This window comes from Hymenobacter translucens (assembly GCF_020685205.1).
Lineage (GTDB): Bacteria > Bacteroidota > Bacteroidia > Cytophagales > Hymenobacteraceae > Hymenobacter > Hymenobacter translucens.
In genome coordinates, this window is the sequence record NZ_JAJERB010000007.1 from 230,932 (window position 1) to 249,494 (window position 18,563).

The following is an 18,563-nucleotide window of genomic DNA, read 5'->3' on the forward strand; positions in this document are numbered from 1 at the left end:
CCTCTGGTCTGCCTTTTAGTACCGAGTTTTGCTTTGTTTTCATTCCAGGCCTGCCGGATCTGATGCAACCGTTTTTATTCTTTTAAGATCATCCTACTATGCGCATTCTACTCTCTGCTGTCAGCTTATTTCTTCCTCTGGTAACCCTCGCGGCTGAGCCGGCCTTGCCCGGCTTCGACTTTGTGCCGAACCAGAAGCAGTGGCCGGCCCGGGTCCGGTACAGTACCGAGGTGCCCGGCGGCCGGCTGTTTCTTGAAAACTCCGCCTTTACCTATAGCCTGCGGGAGCCCCTCTCCGACCACGACGCTCACGCCAACAAGCCGGTGCGCGGGCACGCGTTCCGGATGCAGCTGGTGGGCGCGGCCAAGACGCCCCGGATAAGCCCCGAAGCCAAGCGCGCCAGCTACCAGAACTTCTTTCTCGGCAACGACCCGCAGCAGTGGGCCGGCAACGTGCCGGTGTTCGGGCAGCTGCGCTACCAGCAGGTGTATCCGGGCATCGACCTGGTGTGGCACACGGCGGCCAGCGGGCAGCTGGAGTACGACTACGAAGTGGCGCCCAAGGCCAACCCCCGCCTGATCCGGATGCGCTACGAAGGGCTGGACAAGGTCGAGCTGCAGAACGGCGAGCTACGCCTGCATACCAGCCTGGGCACCCAGACCGAGCAGGCTCCGGTGGCGTATCAGCTGAATGCTGGGGGCCGGCAGGAGCCGGTGGCCTGTCGTTTCGTGCTGCGCAACGGGGAGGTAAGCTTCGAGCTCACCGGCTCCTACGACCCGACCCGCAAGCTCATCATCGACCCTTCCCTGATTTTCTGCACGTACTCGGGCACCTCGGGCGGCATGTCGGCCAACTGCGCCACCTCTGATGCGCTTGGCAACGTGTATACGTCGGGCTACCTTATTTCTACGCCTTACCCCGTTACCGTGGGGGCCTTCCAGACCACCGGGCGGTTTAATAACGTGGGCATTTCCAAGTACAGCCCCGATGGCCGCACCCTGCTGTACTCTACCTACATGGGCGGCCGCACGTCCAACGGAACCGAGTACCCGCTTAAGCTGGTGGTAAATGCCGCCGGGGAGATTCACCTGCTGGCGCTTACCAGCTCATCCGACTTCCCCGTCACCCCGACCGGCTTCCGCCGCACGCTGAATGGCGGTCAGGACATGACGGTGACGCGGTTTAACGCGAGCGGCAGCGCCCTGCTGGGGTCCACCTTCATCGGGGGCAGCAGCTCCGAGGCCGGTAGCCTGTCATCGGTGCCCGGAGCCATGACGCTCGACGCCGCGGGCAACGTGCTGGTGGGGGGCACCACGTTTTCGATGGATTTTCCGACCCAAAGCGCCTTTCAGGCCAACTACGGGGGAAATTCGGATGGCTTCGTGACAAAGCTCAACCCCACGCTTTCTGCCCTGGTCTGGTCGACGTTTCTGGGCGGCAGCAACAACGACCAGGTAAACGACCTGCGCGTAGCGGCCAACGGCTCGGTGTACGTGTGCGGGCAAACCAGCAGCGCCAACTTCCCGACTACGCCCGGGGTGATTAACCGCACCTTGTCCGGCACCGATGGCTTCCTGGCCAACATCAGCGCCACGGGCAACGTGCTTCAGGCCAGCACCCTGCTGGGCAGCCCGGGCTTCGACTCGGGGCATTACCTCGACTTCAACTCCCAGGGCCAGGTGTGCGTAGCCGGCGAAACGGCAGGCACGGGCTACCCCATCACGGGCGGGGTGTATTCCTACACGGCCGCGCCCGGACAATCGGTTTTCCTGCACTGCCTGTCGCCAAACCTCACGTCCACCATCTTCTCGACCCGGATCAGCGGGCTTGGGCAAAATTCTTCCGGGGTCACCACCTTTGCTATCGACGAGTGCGACCGGATCATGTTCAGCGCCTACGCCAATGCGCAGCAGGTGGCGGCACCGGTGACCAGTGATGCCCTCTACGGCACCACCCGCAGCATCTACCTGTCGGTGCTGGGCCCGCAAGCCAGCTCCCTCATCTACGGCAGCTTTATGGGCAGCATCAACGCCTTCAGCACCCACCTGCACCCGGCGGCGGCCAGCTCCATCAACAAGCAGGGCGTGCTGACTCATATTGAGTGCACCACGGCCCGGGACCACCCCACCACGCCGGGCGTTTACGCCTTTACGTCCCGCGCCGTGGGCAACGATGGCGCCATCTTCCGGTTTAACCTGAGCAGCAACACCATTGCCGACTTCGCGGCCCGGGTAGCGCCGGTGGCGCCGGGGTGCAGCCCGCTGCCCGTGCAGTTTGTAAACAACAGCGTGGGCGCCAGCAGCTACCAGTGGGATTTCCGGGACGGCACCACGGCTGTTACGACAAACCCACAGCATACCTTCACCAACCCCGGCACCTACCAGGTGCAGCTGATTGCCATTCGCTCGGTGGCCTGCGGCCGCCCCCGCGACACAGCCACCGTTACCGTAACGGTTCTGCCAAAGCCGGCCGATGAGTTACGCAACGTCCTGCTGGGCTGCAACCAGACCATCAGCCTCGATGCCGGCGTGGCGGCGCCCGAGTACCAGTGGTCGACCGGGGAGCGGACCCGCACCATTCAGGGCATCCGGGCGCCAGGCGTGTACTCCGTCCGGCCAATTTTCCCGGGAGTGTGCCCCTATTTCATTCAGTTCACCGTGGTGCGCGACCCTTCAACCTTCCCCCCCGACGAGGTGCGCACGGTGCAGCTGGACTGCGCCCAGCCCCTGACCCTGGACGCCGGGGTAGCCGCCCCGGATTATGAGTGGTCGACCGGGGAGCGGACCCGCACGATTCAGCGGGTTTCGCAGCCGGGACGCTACTCCGTCCGGCCCCTGTTCCCGGATGGTTGCCCCTACACCATCAATTTTGACGTGGTGCGCGACCCTACCCTTCTGAACCTGCCCAATGTCATTACCCCCAACAAGGACGGCTTAAACGACTTCCTGGTGCTGCCCGCTACGGTGCAGGGCAGCACCGTAGCCATCTACAACCGGTGGGGCCGGCAGGTATTTCAGAGCAGCACGTACGCCAACGACTGGCAGGGCGAAGGACAGGCAGCGGGTATCTACTACTACCACGTCACGCCCCGCACGGGCTGCCTTGAAGCCCCGCTGAAGGGCTGGGTTGAAATCGTGCGGTAGCAAACGTTCAGCCGACGCCTCCTGCCCCGCTTCGCTTCCTGACATTTCCCCCTGATCATCGAGCCATGTCCGGGCCTCCTGCTGCCCTGCTTTACCTGTTGATGATTCTGCTGCCGGTGCTGGCTACGGCGGTGGCGCTGGCAGCCGGGGGCTGGCTGCGGCGGGCGTACGTTTTTTCGTCCCGCCTGCTGCTGGGTGCGTTAATGCTCGGCGGGGGCCTGTATAAGCTTTCCGACAACCAGATCCGGGGGCTGATGGGCCCACCAATGAACCACGCGTTTCTGGCCGCCAACGGGCTTGAAATCTTTGCCCAATTTATCGGCGTAGCACAGTTCACGATCGGGCTGCTGCTGCTCACGGGGCGGTTTGCCCTGCTGGGCGCGGTAATGCTGGTGCCGATGTGGGTGGGCATTGTGATGCTGACCTGGTCGCAGCACTGGACCGGTACGCCCTACCTCACGACTGGCTTTCTCGTGCTCACCATCGGCCTGCTGCTCCACGACTTCGACCGGCTGAAATGGCTGGTGTACCCGCCCGCGCATCCGGCGGTGCTACGGCAGGAGCGCCTGCGGACCGGTCCGGTGGGGCTGGAGCTGTTGTGGTGGCTGGGCGCGGCCATAATGCTGGTCGGAAGCCTGCTGTACCCGGTTTCCCTGGAGGTGATGAAGGGCACGATGGTGGCCGGGCTGGCAGTGCTGCTGGCCGCAGCCGGCAGGCTCTGGTGGGGCAGCCGCAAAGCGGGCTTTACCCGTGGTGCCGCTATGCGTCCCGCTGCCGCACCGCTTCAAACGTCAGAATAGCGGTGGCGGTGCTGACGTTGAGCGAGTCGATGGCCCCGCGCATAGGAATGATGATGGTGGCCGTACAGGCCTGGCGCAGCTCCGCGGTAAGGCCGTCGGCTTCCGTGCCCATCACAAACGCGGTGGGCCCGCGGAAGTCAAAGTCGGTGTAGGGCCGGGCCTGGTCGGTGAGGGCGGCGGCATAGGTCCGGATGCCCTGTTCGGCGCACCAGGCGAGTAGCTCGTCCCGCGACGTGGCCACGGTAGGCACCGTAAACAGGCAGCCGATGCTGGCCCGGATGGCGTTGGGGTTATACAGGTCGGTGCGCGGGTCGCAGATGATGACGGCGTCGGCCTGGGCAGCGTCGGCCGTGCGCAGGATAGCGCCCAGGTTGCCCGGCTTCTCTACCGCCTCCAGCACCAGCAGCAGCGGATTGACGGGCAGCTGCAGGTCCTGCAGGCGCCGCCGGGGCGGTCGGGCCAGGGCCAGAATGCCGTCGGAGCCCTCCCGGTACGCCACTTTCTCAAACACGGCTTTGGAAACCTGCAGCCACTCGGTCGCCGGGTCGAGGCGCTGCTCCAGCTCCCGCACCTGCTCGGCCGTCGCCAGCTCGGGGCATACAAACAGCGTGGGCACCGGAATGCCGGCCTGCCGGGCAATGGTCAGCTCCCGGAACCCCTCGATGATGGTCAGGTCCTGGCTGCGCCGCTCCGAGGATTTCTGCTGCAGGCGAAGCAGGTTCTTGATGCGCGGGTTCTGGGGGCTGGAAATGAAGTCGGGAGCGGCAGGCATGGGCGCGGGTGTGAGGAAAGCGCGAAGATACGCGCCCGGGACGGCGGGCGACGAACTTTACCGGCGGCAGCGTAGGTTTGCGGCCGATGCGTCTTCAACTCAACACCAAGATCCTGCTCGGCTTCGGGGTAGCGGCCGGCGTGCTGCTGCTCACCGCCATTGCCTCCTACCTGAGCATTCAGCAGCTGGCCGTGCAAACCCGGCAGGTAGAGCACACCTACCGCGTGATTCAGGAGGCCGAGCAGCTCACCTCCCGGGTGCGCGACGCCGAGTCGCGGGTGCGGGGATTTCTGCTGACCCGCGACACCTCGTTTCTGCAGACCTACAGCACCTCCCAGCAGGAAGTGGAGCAGGGTTTCGACCGCCTGCGGGGGCAGCTGGCCGACAACCCGGACCAGGTGCTCCGGCTGGACTCGATGCGGACCCTGGTGAATCAGAAGTTCCGCAACATGGACATCCTGCTGCGGCCCCGCCGGGAAGTAAGCGGCTCGGCGATGCAAACCATCCTGGACACCGGCCGCCTGACGATGCGCGCCATCTTCGACCTCTTTGACCGCATCAAAAGCAATGAGCTGCGACTGCTGGCTGAGCGCAGCCGCCAGCAGGACGTCTACGAAACCATTGCCCCGATTACCATCATCGTTTCGGCGGTGCTGGCCATTCTGATTACACTGTGGCTGTTCCGAAAAATCTCCCAGGAGCTGGCCGCCAACGAAACGCTGCAGCAGGAGCTGACGGCCATCAACCAGGCTACTTCCCAGCGCATTCAGATCATTCAGAACCTGGCCTACCAGGTGGTCCAGGGCGACTACAAAGTCAAGATCAAGGACCGGGAAAAAGACAGCGTGGGCGCGCTGGCCACCTCGCTCAACCGCATGACCCAGACGCTGGACGACACGTTCAGCACCCTGCAGAACCGCAACAAGGAGCTCGACCAGTTTGCCTACGTGGCCTCCCACGACCTGAAAGCGCCCCTGCGCGGGGTCAGCACGATTGTCAAGTGGATTGAGGACGAGCTGGCCGGGGAGCTCTCCCCCCAGATGCGGCAGTACCTGGACATGATGAAGGGCCGCCTGGCCCGGCTGGAAGACCTGATCAACGGCCTGCTGGCCTACGCCCGCATCGGGCGCACCCAGCAGAAGCTGGAGGAAGTCTCGGTGCCGGAGCTGGTAGGCGAAGTGGCCGACCTGGTGGTGCCCCCCGATTTCCGGTTGGTGGTAGCTGACGAGCTACCGACCCTGCTTACGGACCGCCTGAGCTTGCAGCAGGTGTTTACCAACCTGTTCAGCAATGCGGTGAAGTACCACCACCGCGGGGCGGGCACTATCACGGTAAGCTGCCAGGAGCTGAAAAAGGAGTTTGAGTTTCGCGTGGCCGACGACGGACCCGGTATTGCGCCGGAGTACCACGAAAAGATCTTTCTGATTTTCCAGACCCTGCGCGACCGGAACACGGCCGAAAGCACAGGCATCGGGCTGAGCATCGTGCGCAAAATAATCGACGAGCAAAAAGGTAACATTCGAGTGGAGTCCGAGCCAGGGCAGGGCACGGCGTTTATCTTCACCTGGCCCAAGCTGGCCGTGCCGGAAAAGGCTGCCTGATGCGGGGATGTCGGCGCTTGTGCGTTTCTTTGCAGTTCATACTCTATAGTTACCCACGATGACGCGTTCAGTTCTGCTAGTTGAGGATGACCTTTTTGACACCATGGTGGTGCAGAAGTCATTCGAGAAATTCAGCATCCAGCATAAGCTCTACACGGCTTTCAATGGCCTTGAGGCCCTCGATCTGCTGCTTGGCCGCAACGGCATCGAGCCCATCTCGCCCGCCCCGGAAGTTATTCTGCTCGATCTGAACATGCCCAAGATGAACGGGCACGAGTTCCTGACCGAGCTGCGCCAGCACCCCGAGCTTAGCGACATTCCGGTGTTTATTACCACCACCTCGTCGATGGACGTGGACCGGATGAGCGTCAGTGGGTTGGGCGTGAGCGGCTACATCCTCAAGCCTTTAGATTTTGAAAGCAGCGAAGACCTGGTCGACAGCATGAACCTGCTGGAAAAGCTGCTGAAGTAACGGCATTCCGGCCCCGGGACGAGGCCGCATACTACGCGCCGGAATGGGCGCTCCGAAAGCCGGGGCAGCTCGTCCCGGCGCTTTTTTGCTATTTAGGGGCCAATGGAATCCGTCTTTTTTATCATTGCCGTCCTGAGCGCCTACGTAGCCTACCGCTGCCTGAAGCTGCCGGACCGGGTAAAGACCCTCGAAGACACCCTCGCCCGCACCTATGCCGAGCAGCTGCGCCTGCGCGAGGAGCTGGCTGAATTGCGCCGGGAAATGGCCCGGCAGCGCCCCACTGACCAGCCGCTGCCCGTACCAGTTACCTTGGCGCCGGCCCGCCCGGTAGCACCGGCCCCTGAGCCGGCTGCCGCGCCGGCTTCTCCTATGCCTACCCCGGCCGCCAAACCCGAACCAGTCCGCGCGCCGCAGCCTGTTCCCGTACCGGCCCCGGTCTTCGTGCCGCCGCCTGTAGTGCCTCCTCCCGCTGCGCCCCGGCCCGTGCCACCGGCTGCGCCGCCAGTGCCGGCCGGACCTACGTGGTGGGAGCGGACCGAGCGGCTGCTCCTGGAAAACTGGACCGGTATTCTGGGCGCCGTTATCCTGGTTACCGGTGTGGGCTTTCTGGGCATCTACACGGCATTGCGCATCAGCGCCTTTTACCGGTTTTTCCTGATTACCGGCTTTGCCGGCCTGCTGCTGGGGGTGCAGTTTTACCTGCGTACCCGCCCGTTTGCAGCCCAGCTCAGCGTGTGGCTGCAAAGCAGCGCGGCGGCCATCTTTCTGTTTGCCTGCGTGGGGGCTGCTGCCCTGCCCGGCCTGCGCTGGGCGACCAGCCCGTTTGACTACCTGCTGCTCTTTATCGGCGTGGCGCTCAACCTGTACCTGGCCTGGGTGGCCAGCCGCGAGACGGTAGCTACGCTGCACGGAGTGCTGAGCCTGATAGCCCTGGCAGTGCTGCCGTCGACGGCCCTTACGCTGGGCGCGGCGGCCGTCGTGACAGTGTTCAGCATTGCCATTACCTACCGGCAGCGGTGGAAGTACCAGCTGCTGCTGAGCATCCTGAGCTTTGCCCTGTTTCATCTGTACTGGCACCAGCATATGCCCGGGGCAGGAGCAAACCGGCTGATAGCCATTGGCCTGCTGGTGCTGGTCGGCGTGGCAGCGGCCGTGGTGCAGTACCGTCGCCTGTACGCCCACACCCGCTTCGACGGGCTGCTGTTTGCCGCTCACCTGCTCAACTGGACCTGCCTGGGTTTGGGCGTGTACCTGCACAGCACCGGCTCGCCCTGGAAAACCGTGCCGCTGGGCCTGGGTGCCGTGCTGGTGTTCTTTCTGGCCCGCTACGCCCGCCGCCTGGGCATCCAGTGGCTTTTTCAGACGGATACCATCATTGCTCTGGTGCTGGGACTGGCCGCAGCCTTTTCCCTGCTTGGCTGGCGGGCTTTGCCGGGCGTGGTACTGCTGTTCATGCTCCTGGAATTTGCTTTGGTGGCGTTTATCATGGCCCGGGAGCGGGAGGCGTTGGTGTTCCGCCTGGCATCTGCGGGCCTGATCCTGGCTTCCGCGGGCCTGCTGGTGCTGAACCTGGCTTCCTTCGCCCAGTACGCCGGCCCGGAGCTTTACCGGAATGCCGTTATTCTGTTCCTCGCCGGACTGGCTGCCACCGTCTATTACCGGTTTACTGCCCCCCTACCCCTGCTCGACCCGGCTGAACCCGGAACCGAAAGTCACCAGCCGCTGCTGCGGGTATTTGGCGTGCTGGGCGTGCTGCTGCTGGCCGGCGCCGGTCTGCTGCTGACGTACGGCCTGTTCCACCTGCCGGCCCCGCCGGCCCTGCTGCTCACCGGCGCGCTGCTGGGAATGGCCGGCGTCGCCGTGGGGCTGGCTTACTGGCTGCCGGCCCGGAGCGCCGGGCTGCGGTCCTTGCACCTGGTGCTGACGCAGCTGCTGGTGGGGCTGACGATTATCTCCCTGCATAAGCTGCACCTGAGCTGGCCGGTGGTAGGCACCCTGCTTTACCTTGAAAGCCTGGCGTTCGGCCTCTGGCTGGCTTACCGGCGGGAGCTGCCCGTTCTGCGTGTCCAGACTTATCTGCTGCTGGCCCTGGGCGTAGTGCTGCCGGCAGTAGTGTACTCGATGGCCCCGGCCGCCCTCACGTCCGGCTGGCGCACCCTGCTCCTGCTCGGCGCGGCCCTGGCCACCATCGGCTACGCCGGCCTGCTGCACCGCCTCGACGCCCCGGCCTACGACGAGTTGCCCCTGAGCTCGGCTTTCCGGCTGCGCCTGCTGGGCTTGCTGACCGGCTGGCTGCTGCTGATGGCCGGTACCTACCAGTACCAGCAAACCTGGACCGTGTGGGTGGCCGTGCTGCTGGGCGCGGCGCTCCTGCTTATCCGGCAGCACTGGCGGGTGCCCGGCTTGTGGGCGGGGCTACTGCTGGCCATCGTGGGCTACCACGGCCTGCAGTGGCTGTGGGTTGAAAACACGGCGGCTCATCCGGGAACCGGGGCTACCCTGCTCCACCTGCTTCCGCTCGCAGTGCTGTCGGGAGTCGGCTTGTACTCCTCCTGGTCGGCCACGGCGCAGCGCTACGTGCGCTTTCCCTGGATTTATCTGTTCGGCCTGCACCTGGCTTTCACCGTCCACGAGGCGTTTGGTCGCTCCGCGGGCGCCTTGGTACCCGGCCTGCTCTGGCTGGGCTTGGCACTGGCCATGTTCCTGAGCGCAGAGGCCGTACGGACCCGTTTTCCGAGCCCGGCCACCCTGGCCCGGCAGGGCTACCCCGACCGGTTTATGCTGCACGTGGCCTACGCCCTGCTGGGGGCCTTCCTGCTGCGTCATTTTACCGGGTACGTGGGCTCTGCGCAGTATCTGCTCGGCTTGCCCGTAGGGCGGGTGGCGGCGGGAGCCGGGCTAACGGCGCTGCTGGTGCTGGCTTCGCGCCGGGCCCCGGCCGGGGAGCCGCAGTACCGGAGCTGGCGCTATGCCCATCCGCTGCTGCTGGAAGCCGGCCTGCTGCTCCTGGCTTTCACGATCTGGTGGGAAGTCAGCGGGCAGTGGCTGGCCTTGACGTGGGTGGTGCTGGCGTTGCTGGCCGAGGGCGTGGCGCCCCGCCTGGCCCGGTTTGGCCGGCTGGCATTTTACGGACGGCTGTTTTACTGGGCTGCGGCGGCCACCAGCAGCTGGGCGTCGCTGCAGTACCTGCCCCCGGCCCGGCTTATCAGCCCGGTCTGGGGAGCGGCCGTAGCAGCCGTGGCGCTGCTGTTCGCTTACGTGTTTTATGCCCTGCGCCGGCCCGGGCCGGCGGCCTACGCGTTTCCCCACGGCCTGCAGTGGCTTCAGCCCCAGGCCAGCCTGGACATGCGCCGGCTGGTGCCCACGCTGCTGCTGTATCCGGCCTTTACCGCCCTCACGGTTTTGCTGGTTCAAAGCTTCGACCGCTCGATTCTGACGGTCCTGCTCACGCTGGAAGTATTCGCCGTGTTCGGAGCCAGCCTGCTGCTGCGGCGCAAGGATTTGCGCTACGCGGCGCTGGGTGGGGCCATTGCCTGCATCATCCGGCTGTTGTTCTTCGACCTGAGCCAGAGCAATACCATCACCCGGGCCATCGTGTTCATCTTCGTGGGCCTGCTTTTCCTGGGTATGAGCGCGCTGTTTGCCCGCTACAAAGACCGTTTTCAGCCGGCCGCCGAACCCGCGGAGCCGGCTAACGCCGATTCCGCCGACTGATGACAACCATAGCCGCTTGCACCTGCTCTATTTACCGGCGAAAGGCACTAAACGCCCGCCGTTTTCGGTTTGAATGAAGGAGCATGCGTAACAGCCTAACTTGTTGCGCCTGCTGACCTTCTTCCTCTCAACTTCTCTTTTATTGCGGTTCCGAAGTCCTATGAAAATCCGCTTTCTGCTGCCGGCTCTGCTTAGCGCCCTGCCGTTTGTCTCCCCGGCTCAGGACACGCGTCCTGAGCTCAACACCCAGCCCCAGCCTACTGCCCCGGCTCCCCGCCAGCTCAACACCCTGCCCGCCGTGCCTGACTCGGTACGGGAGCAGCAGCAACAGCAGCGCCAGGCCGTGGCTCCGCCCGCCGAAACCACGCGTTACGCCGTGGGCTTGAAAAACGGTAAAAGCTTCCGCGCGCTCGACGTGGAAGTCAAGCAGCCCTTTCTGGGGCGCAGCTACCTGCTCCTCGACGGGCAGCAGCGCTTCGACCTGAGCGAAGTCAGCTTCTACGAAGACGAAACCGGGCACTACGTGCGTACCGCCCTGCCCGGCTCTTCCCGCGAAACCACCCTGCGCCGCGACCGGGTGGGCCGCATCAGCCTGTACTCTGTCACGAGCACTCAGTATAACAACAATAGTCCCTTCGGCTACGGCGGATACGGGCGCTACGGCGGCTACCCCTACGGGGGCTTTGGTCCCACTTACCGGACCGTGAAGACCGAGTATTTCAGCAAGAACAACGGTCCGATTCAGGACCTGAGCGTGAAAAACCTGGCCGTGGCGACCTCTGACAACCCCACGAGCAGCGCCTTGCTGGCGGAAAGCCGCAAGTACCAGCGCTACAGCACCATCAGCTACGTGGCCGCCGGAGGCATGATGGCGTACGGCCTGCTCGCCACGCTGAATCCAAACCAGCGCGGCGTTTCGCCCCTGGTGTACGCTGGTCTGCCCCTGTTTATCGTGCCGGTCGTGATGCAGAGCAAGGTCCAGAACAATATCAAGCAGGCCATTCTGCAGTACAACCGCTAGCGGTAAGCTGAACCGGGTCGGCTACTCTGCGTAGGCAGCAGGGTGGCCGACCTTTCTGTTTCCGACTTTGAAGCGCGCCGGGCGCGGGCGTTGCTCGCGCACGAGCGGCTGTGCGCCGAGTACGGCGCGCCCTTCCGCTATTTCAGCACCAAAGATCCGCTTAGTGAGCTGATCAGCGCGTTGCTTTCGCACCGCACCCGCAACGCCGAGTCGCACCGGGCCTACCAGCAGCTGCGGGCCCGGTTCCCGACCTGGGAGGAAGTGCGCGACGCGCCCATGGCTGAGGTGGAAGCAGCCATCAGCCCCTGCACCTGGCCGGAGCAGAAAGCGCCCCGCATCCAGGCCGTGCTTCGCGAAATCGGCTCCCGCTGCGGCGGCCCCTGCGACCTGAGCTTTCTGGCCGACATGCCGGTGCGCGAGGCCCGGGCCTGGCTGGAAACCATTTCCGGTGTGGGGCCCAAAACCAGCGCCGCGACCCTGCTTTTCAGCAACCTGCGCATCCCCGCCATGCCTGTCGACAGTCACCACCACCGCGTGGCCCAGCGCATGGCCCTGATCGGACCGAAAGTGGGTGAAGGCCCCGCCCACGCCCTGCTCGAAGCCTTGTTGCCGGAAGGCTGGGACGCCCAGCAGGTGTACGACCACCACGAGGCGTTCATGTTTCACGGGCAGAAGTGCTGCTACTTTCACTCCCCCGCCTGCGGCCGGTGCGTGGTCCTGGACCTGTGTCCGACGGGGCAGGCGCGAATGCAGGGCAGTTCCAGACCGGTCCGGGCTTCTGATTCCAACGCTTAGTTTTGCCGGCCTCCCAGATCAGACCAAGACTGACGGGGGCCACTTGTAGCATAAGCAGCCTGTGGCCACTCTCCACCTGAAAGCCAAGCCCAACGCCCGCCGAAACGCCTTGCTAGTGGGTGCTGACGGCAGCGTTACGGTCCGGCTTCAGGCTCCGGCCCACGACGGCAAGGCCAATGCCTGCCTGCTGGCTTTCCTGGCCGAGGTGCTGGATGTAGCCAAATCCAGCGTTACCCTCGTAACAGGCCACACGGCACCTTTCAAAAAGGTTGAAATTGCCGGGCTTTCCGACAAAGCCCTGCAGGCCGTGCTGGCCCGGCACCAGGCCTGACCAGCGTACTCCTAACGCTTGACAATGAATTTTCCAACCTGGGTGCAGGCCGGTTTCTGGGGGCTGGTATCGGGCTCCGCCCTGCTGATTGGGGCCGTTATCGGCTATTTTGCGCACGTGCCGCAGCGGCTGGTGGCTGCCATCATGGCTTTTGGCAGCGGCGTGCTTATTTCCACTCTGTCGCTGGAGCTGATGCAAGGGGCTTGGCTTACAAGAAAGGCGGCCTTACGTCGACGGCCCTGGGCTTTTTTACTGGTGCCCTGGTGTATACCCTGGCCAACTGGTGGCTGGCCCGGCAGGGCGCCAAGCACCGCAAACGCTCGGGGCACCAGCAGCACCAGGAGCGGCAGCAGGTAAAGGCCGGGGAGAAAGAAGGTGCCGAAGCGGGCGACGACAACAGCATGGCCTTGGCCGTGGGCGCTCTGCTCGACGGGATTCCGGAGAGTATTGTAATCGGGCTGAGCATGCTGGCCGGGGGCACGGTGAGCATTGTGGCCGTCACGGCCATCTTCCTCTCCAACCTGCCGGAAGGCTTGTCCAGCGCTGTGGGCATGAAAAAAGCGGGCCGCCCGGTCAGCTACGTGCTTTTGCTCTGGAGCGGCATTGCGGTGGTATCCGGCGTTTCGTCCCTGGTCGGCTTTACCGTGTTCAGCCAGTTCTCGCCCGAGGTGATTTCGGCCACCACGGCCGTGGCAGCCGGGGCCGTGCTGGCCATGATTGCCGACACCATGATTCCCGAGGCCTTCGAAACCGCCCACAACTTCACCGGCCTTATTACCGTGCTCGGTTTCCTGACGTCGTTTGCGCTCAGCAAGCTTGGCGAATAGGGCCGTGTACGCCGCGCGGCTTAGTGAGCCGGCTGCTGCACGCGGCCGGCTTCGGGCTCCTGCCGGTAGGTTTTCTCAAACTCCTCGTCCACGTGGTAGGTCGACTCTTCGTGCTGACTTAAATCCAGGCCCAGGCTTTCCTCGCTGGGCTTCACGCGCATGGCAAAAAACCGGTCAGTGACTTTAAGCAGCACCCAGGCGCCGAAAAAGGAATACACCACCACAATCACGAGGCCCAGCACATGATACCCGAACAGCGTAGCTGTGCCGTGAATCAAGCCCACCTTGTCGGCGAATACCCCGGTGAGCAGCATGCCCACGATGCCGCCCAGGCCATGACAGGGAAACACGTCCAGGGTGTCGTCGATGGTGGTACGGCTGTTCTGCCAGTGCACGGCCGCGTGGCTGATCATGGCGGCCACTACCCCGATCAGCAGGCTTTGCCCGTAGGTGACGTAGCCCGCCGCCGGCGTGATGGCGACCAGGCCCACCACTGCGCCAATGCAGGCGCCCACGGCCGTAGGCTTGGTACCCCGCACCAGCTCGGTGAGCAGCCAGGCTATGAGGGCCGCCCCGGAAGCGAGGTTGGTGTTGACGAAGGCATTTACCGCCAGCTCGTTGGCCCCCAGGGCCGAACCTGCATTAAAGCCAAACCAGCCAAACCACAGGAGGCCGGTACCGAGCAGCACGTAAGGAACGTTGGGCGTCGAGAAGGTAGTTTGCCGGACGTGGGCGGTACGGCGGCCCAGCACAATGGCTCCGGCCAGCGCCGCTACCCCAGCTGAGATGTGCACCACGGTGCCTCCGGCGAAGTCGAGCACGCCCCAGCGGCGCAGAAAGCCGTCGGGGTGCCAGGTCCAGTGCGCCAGTGGGCAGTAGATAAACAGGCAGAACAGCACCATGAACGCCAGGTAACCCTTAAAGCGCACCCGCTCGGCAAAGGAGCCGGTGATAAGCGCCGGGGTGATAATGGCAAACTTGAGCTGAAAGGCGAAAAACAGAATAAACGGAATCGTCGGTGAGAAAACCGGGTGGGGCGCCGTGCCCACGTCGCGCAAAAGCAGAAACGTGAACGGGGAGCCAATCAGGCCGTGCCAACTGTCGCCGTAGGCCAGGGAAAAGCCCACGAAGTACCAGACCAGCGTAATAACGCCAAGAGCCACAAAGCTCTGCAGCATGGTTGAAATCACGTTTTTCGGCCGGACCATCCCCCCGTAGAAAAACGACAGGCCCGGCGTCATCAGCAACACCAGGGCGGTGGCAGTCAGCATCCAGGCTACATCGGCAGACTGTAAGGGACTCGTGGTGGCCGGGTGCGGCACTTCCACGAACGCCGCGACACCGGTCAGCAGCAACAGTGTAATCAACGCCAGGAAGCTATACCCCAAGCGGGGGCGGGAAAGAGAAGCCATAGCAAGCAGGTTTAAGGCACACTGTCATTTTCGATGCCTAAACTACTGAAAATACTAGTTGAAAGTCAAATACCCCTTATAATTTTAGGCTATTCCAGTCAAATGTTTAGCTTTATATCACATATACCCCCTTATTAAGAAGGCTATTTCACCATAACAGTGGATACAGCCTTAGATAAATCCTTTACATGCGGAATCCGGGCTTCGCCGGGCAAGGGAAGAGGTACGATCGGGAAAAGCTGACTTAAAAAGCGCTGCTTTGGCTACCGCTTGCGCTTGTAGCGATAATAGCGGCGGTACCAGGGGGCAGTCTTCTTCCAGAGGCTCGACGGGGTTTCCTCGGGAAACATATTCACCCGGAACACCCGAAACCGGTCGTCTTCGAGATGCATCCCCCCACTGTCGGTAGCCAGCCCAAACGCAAAGCCGGCTTCCGCTACCAACATGCGGACCGTATCGTTGTAAAGTCCGAATGGATAGGCAAACGATACGACCTCGGCACCAAGCCCCTGCTCCAGCGCGTGCTTGCTGTCCCGGATTTCGCGGGCAGCGGCTTCGACCGGCAGGGCGGTAAGATCGGCATGCGACATGGTGTGCGCCCCGATTTCCCAGCCCGCCGCCACAAATGCCCGCTTCTGCTCTACCGACATGATCTCGCTGCGCGGCTCGGTGGGGTCCTTGTCGACGTCCCAGGCGTTGTAGCGCACGTCGAAGTCGCCGAGCAGGTAGATGACGCCCGGGTAGCCGTACTGCTGCATCAGGGGCAGCAGGTTGGTGTAGTTGTCGGTATAGCCGTCGTCGAAGGTGAGGATGATGGGCTTGCGCGGAAACTCGGCCAGCGGCCTTTCGCCCCGGGCAAAGGCCAGGTAGTCGCGGAAGGTGATGCCGGTGAAGCCCTGGCGCCGGAAAAAGCGCAGGTGCTGCTCGAACCGGTCCCGGGTCACGAAGATCCGGTGTTTGGTCTGCAGGGGCTCGGTCGGAATCTTGTGGTACATCAGCACCGGCAGAAAGCCCGGCACCTTCTTCTGCATCCGGGCCGACTGATACACCCTCAGCACCCCGGCGGCAACGCGGCTCAGGTCGTAGTCGGCCTGCACCCGGCCCTGCAGCTCCGCGCCCACCGGCCTGGGCAAAGCCAGGAATGCCCGCAGATCCTCGAGCAGTACGGGATAGTCGACCGCGTGGGGCGACACGCGGGCGGCAATGTCGCCGAAGTTGGACGCGGCGGCCTGCTCGTAGGTAGCGGCATCGACGATTCCGGCGTAGCTGGCTTCGCCCAGGGCCAGCACCGGCACGCCCGCCCCCAGCGCTTCGATGGCCACCCGTCCGGCCCCGATAACCAGGGTGGAGGCGCTGATCTGGCCCGGCACGTCGTGGCTGAAGCCCACCGCCTGCACCCGCTCACCATACTGTTGCTGCAGCGTGGTCAGGGCTTCCTTGCCAGGTTCGGGCAGGGCTTCCAGCTCCCCGCCAATCAGCTGGAGCTGCACATCCGGGAATTCAGCCAGCACGGCCGGAAAGACGTGCTCCAGCAGTGCTGCCGCCCGCTCCCCCTTGCCGCCGTTAAACCGGGTAATCAACGCCAGCACCGGCGGCGCGGGCGGGCGGTAGGCCGTGGCCGCAAACTGCCCGAAGTCGACGCCGTTGGGCAGCAGCACGATCTTCTCCGGCTTCATCAGCACTTCCTCCCGCAGGTGGACGCCCAGGTTCCGGCAGATAGCAATGACCTTGTCGCCGTAGATATCGAACAGGCTGGTGGAAGTGTGCAGGTGCTGGCGGCCGTGCACGGTAGACACCAGCGGAACGTCGGTACCGCGCAGGGCCACATAGGCTACCCAGCTGGCCGCGCGGGAGTGGGCGTGCACCACCTCAATCTGATGCTCGCGCAGCAGCCGGCGAATCAGCAGAATGTTGCGCAGGCGCTGGGCGTGGCGGCGGTTGGAAATGGGAGCCTGCACGCACCGGGCGCCGGTGGGCAGCTCGGCCGCATCCGACAGCATCACCACCTCATGGCCCTGGGCCCGGTGGGCCTCCGCCAAATGCACGGCGTAGCTGACCGAGCCGGCGAAGAAGTTGGCGGACAAAACGTGCAGGATGCGCATAAGGGCTTGGGAAGACGGCGGGAAGGCGGTCAAAGGTACAAAACCCCCGAAGCGGGATTCTGCCCTGGATGCAAAACCCGTAGCTTGCAGCTTCATCCTGCAGTGCGTGCTATGGCTACCTTACCGAATCCCTCCGACTTACAACCCTTACTTGACGCGCTGGCCTTCACGCCCGAAAATGTACCCCTGCGCCGCCACGTGGCCGCGCTGCTGCGCCAGGCCGGCCGCCTGAGCGAGTCGGAAGACCACTACCGCACCGGCCTGCGCCAAGCCCCCAACGACCCTGAGCTGCAGCTGGGGCTGGCTGAGACGTACGCGGCGCTGCAGAAAACCTCGGCGGCCCTGGTGGTGCTCGAAGAGCTGCTGCGCGCCCAGCCCGACCACGGCCGCGCCCACCTGCTGCACGCCCGCCTGCTGGCCGGCGCCGGGGGCCCACCCGATGAGGCCCGGGCTGCCTACCGGCAGGCGTTGCAGCTTGACAGCTCCCTGCGCGACGCGGCCCTGGATGAGCAGCTGGGGTTGCGCCCCGCCGCCCAGCCGGCCGGCGGGGGTGCCCCGGCCGAGCACTCCGCCAGCGTATCGGACCAGGGGCTGGATGAGCGGGCCTTGTTTGCGGGGCTGGAGAAACCCAAAATCACCTTTCAGGACGTGGGCGGAATGGAGGCCGTAAAAGAGGAAATCCGCCTGAAAATCATTCACCCCCTGCAGTTCCCGGACCTGTACAAGGCTTACGGGAAAGCGGCCGGGGGCGGTCTGCTGCTGTATGGCCCGCCCGGCTGCGGCAAAACCCACCTGGCCCGCGCCACCGCCGGGGAAGTAAAGGCGTCGTTTATCCACGTCGGCATCAGCGACATTCTAGATATGTGGATGGGCCAAAGCGAGAAAAAGCTTCACGACCTGTTTGAGCTGGCCCGGATGCAGGCGCCCTGCGTGCTGTTCTTCGACGAGGTAGATGCCCTGGCCGCCAACCGCCACGACCTGCGCCAAAGTGCCGGCCGCACCCTGATCAACCAGTTTCTGGAGGAGCTCGACGGGGCCCGTCACTCCAACGACGGCGTGCTGATTCTGGCCGCTACCAATGCCCCCTGGCACCTCGACCCCGCCTTCCGCCGCCCCGGCCGGTTTGACCGGATTGTGCTGGTGACCCCGCCCGACGAGCCCGCCCGGGTGGCTATTCTGGAAGTGATGCTGCGCGGCAAGCCCGTGGCCGACAACCTCAACCTGCCCCAGCTGGCTACTCAAACGGCCGGCCTCTCCGGCGCCGACCTGCAGGCCGTCGTGGACACGGCCGTGGAAAGCTGCCTGCGCGAGTCGATGAAAACGGGCAAGGCGCTGCCGGTGCAGCAAAGCAACCTCGCAGCGGCGGCCAAGCAGGTGCGGCCCAGCACCAAGGAGTGGTTTGCCACCGCCAAGAATTACGCGCTGTACTCCAACGAAGGCGGCAACTACGACGATATCCTTATCTACCTGGGCATTAAGAAGTAGCAGCATTCAGCCGCCGGCAGTGCGCAGGCTGGTGCCGGGGCGCTGCCGATGCGCCCCTTTCTACTTTGAATACCCACTGTTTACGCGA

The 18,563-nt window shown here is 64.2% G+C and carries 13 protein-coding genes; 10 read left to right on the forward strand and 3 right to left on the reverse strand.

What is annotated here, in order from left to right; all coding sequences use genetic code 11:
- Positions 1-98: 98 nt before the first annotated feature.
- Both LJY25_RS16260 and LJY25_RS16265 read left to right on the forward strand, forming a co-directional pair.
- The gene (locus LJY25_RS16260; RefSeq protein ID WP_227609414.1) at positions 99-3,143 is read left to right on the forward strand and encodes a DUF7948 domain-containing protein; all 3,045 of its coding nucleotides are present in this window, start codon (positions 99-101) and stop codon (positions 3,141-3,143) included.
- A gap of 65 nt (positions 3,144-3,208) precedes the next feature.
- Positions 3,209-3,943, forward strand: a complete 735-nt coding sequence (locus LJY25_RS16265; RefSeq protein ID WP_227609415.1) for a DoxX family membrane protein — start codon at positions 3,209-3,211, stop codon at positions 3,941-3,943.
- Here LJY25_RS16265 and LJY25_RS16270 read toward each other — a convergent pair.
- On the reverse strand, positions 3,903-4,715 hold the full coding sequence (locus tag LJY25_RS16270; protein ID WP_227609416.1) for a TrmH family RNA methyltransferase: 813 nt from the start codon (positions 4,713-4,715) through the stop codon (positions 3,903-3,905). The genes LJY25_RS16265 and LJY25_RS16270 overlap by 41 nt on opposite strands.
- A gap of 86 nt (positions 4,716-4,801) precedes the next feature.
- Here LJY25_RS16270 and LJY25_RS16275 point away from each other — a divergent pair, with 86 nt between their 5' ends.
- The 7 genes from LJY25_RS16275 (at position 4,802) to LJY25_RS16305 (ending at position 13,476) form a co-directional block, all read left to right on the forward strand.
- Complete coding sequence (locus LJY25_RS16275) at positions 4,802-6,316, forward strand: sensor histidine kinase (protein WP_227609417.1); 1,515 nt, start codon at positions 4,802-4,804, stop codon at positions 6,314-6,316.
- A gap of 58 nt (positions 6,317-6,374) precedes the next feature.
- Positions 6,375-6,788, forward strand: coding sequence for a response regulator (locus LJY25_RS16280; protein ID WP_227609418.1), 414 nt, complete (start codon positions 6,375-6,377; stop codon positions 6,786-6,788).
- A 102-nt stretch (positions 6,789-6,890) separates the two neighbouring features.
- The gene (locus LJY25_RS16285; RefSeq protein ID WP_227609419.1) at positions 6,891-10,502 is read left to right on the forward strand and encodes a DUF2339 domain-containing protein; all 3,612 of its coding nucleotides are present in this window, start codon (positions 6,891-6,893) and stop codon (positions 10,500-10,502) included.
- 160 nt (positions 10,503-10,662) lie between these two features.
- Positions 10,663-11,523 carry a hypothetical protein gene (locus LJY25_RS16290; protein ID WP_227609420.1) on the forward strand — a complete coding sequence of 287 codons (861 nt, stop codon included), beginning with the start codon at positions 10,663-10,665 and terminating at the stop codon, positions 11,521-11,523.
- 42 nt (positions 11,524-11,565) lie between these two features.
- On the forward strand, positions 11,566-12,318 hold the full coding sequence (locus LJY25_RS16295; protein WP_227609421.1) for an endonuclease III domain-containing protein: 753 nt from the start codon (positions 11,566-11,568) through the stop codon (positions 12,316-12,318).
- Positions 12,319-12,379: 61 nt separating this feature from the next.
- Positions 12,380-12,649, forward strand: coding sequence for a DUF167 domain-containing protein (locus LJY25_RS16300; RefSeq protein ID WP_227609422.1), 270 nt, complete (start codon positions 12,380-12,382; stop codon positions 12,647-12,649).
- A gap of 203 nt (positions 12,650-12,852) precedes the next feature.
- Positions 12,853-13,476, forward strand: coding sequence for a ZIP family metal transporter (locus LJY25_RS16305; RefSeq protein ID WP_227609423.1), 624 nt, complete (start codon positions 12,853-12,855; stop codon positions 13,474-13,476).
- 20 nt (positions 13,477-13,496) lie between these two features.
- Here LJY25_RS16305 and LJY25_RS16310 read toward each other — a convergent pair whose 3' ends face one another.
- Both LJY25_RS16310 and LJY25_RS16315 read right to left on the reverse strand, forming a co-directional pair.
- A complete protein-coding gene (locus LJY25_RS16310) occupies positions 13,497-14,888 on the reverse strand; it encodes an ammonium transporter (RefSeq protein WP_227609424.1) in 1,392 nt (463 codons plus the stop codon).
- Positions 14,889-15,151: 263 nt separating this feature from the next.
- Complete coding sequence (locus tag LJY25_RS16315; protein WP_227609425.1) at positions 15,152-16,990, reverse strand: polysaccharide deacetylase family protein; 1,839 nt, start codon at positions 16,988-16,990, stop codon at positions 15,152-15,154.
- Between the two features lie 111 nt (positions 16,991-17,101).
- Here LJY25_RS16315 and LJY25_RS16320 point away from each other — a divergent pair, with 111 nt between their 5' ends.
- The gene (locus LJY25_RS16320; protein WP_227609433.1) at positions 17,102-18,475 is read left to right on the forward strand and encodes an ATP-binding protein; all 1,374 of its coding nucleotides are present in this window, start codon (positions 17,102-17,104) and stop codon (positions 18,473-18,475) included.
- Positions 18,476-18,563: the final 88 nt, after the last annotated feature.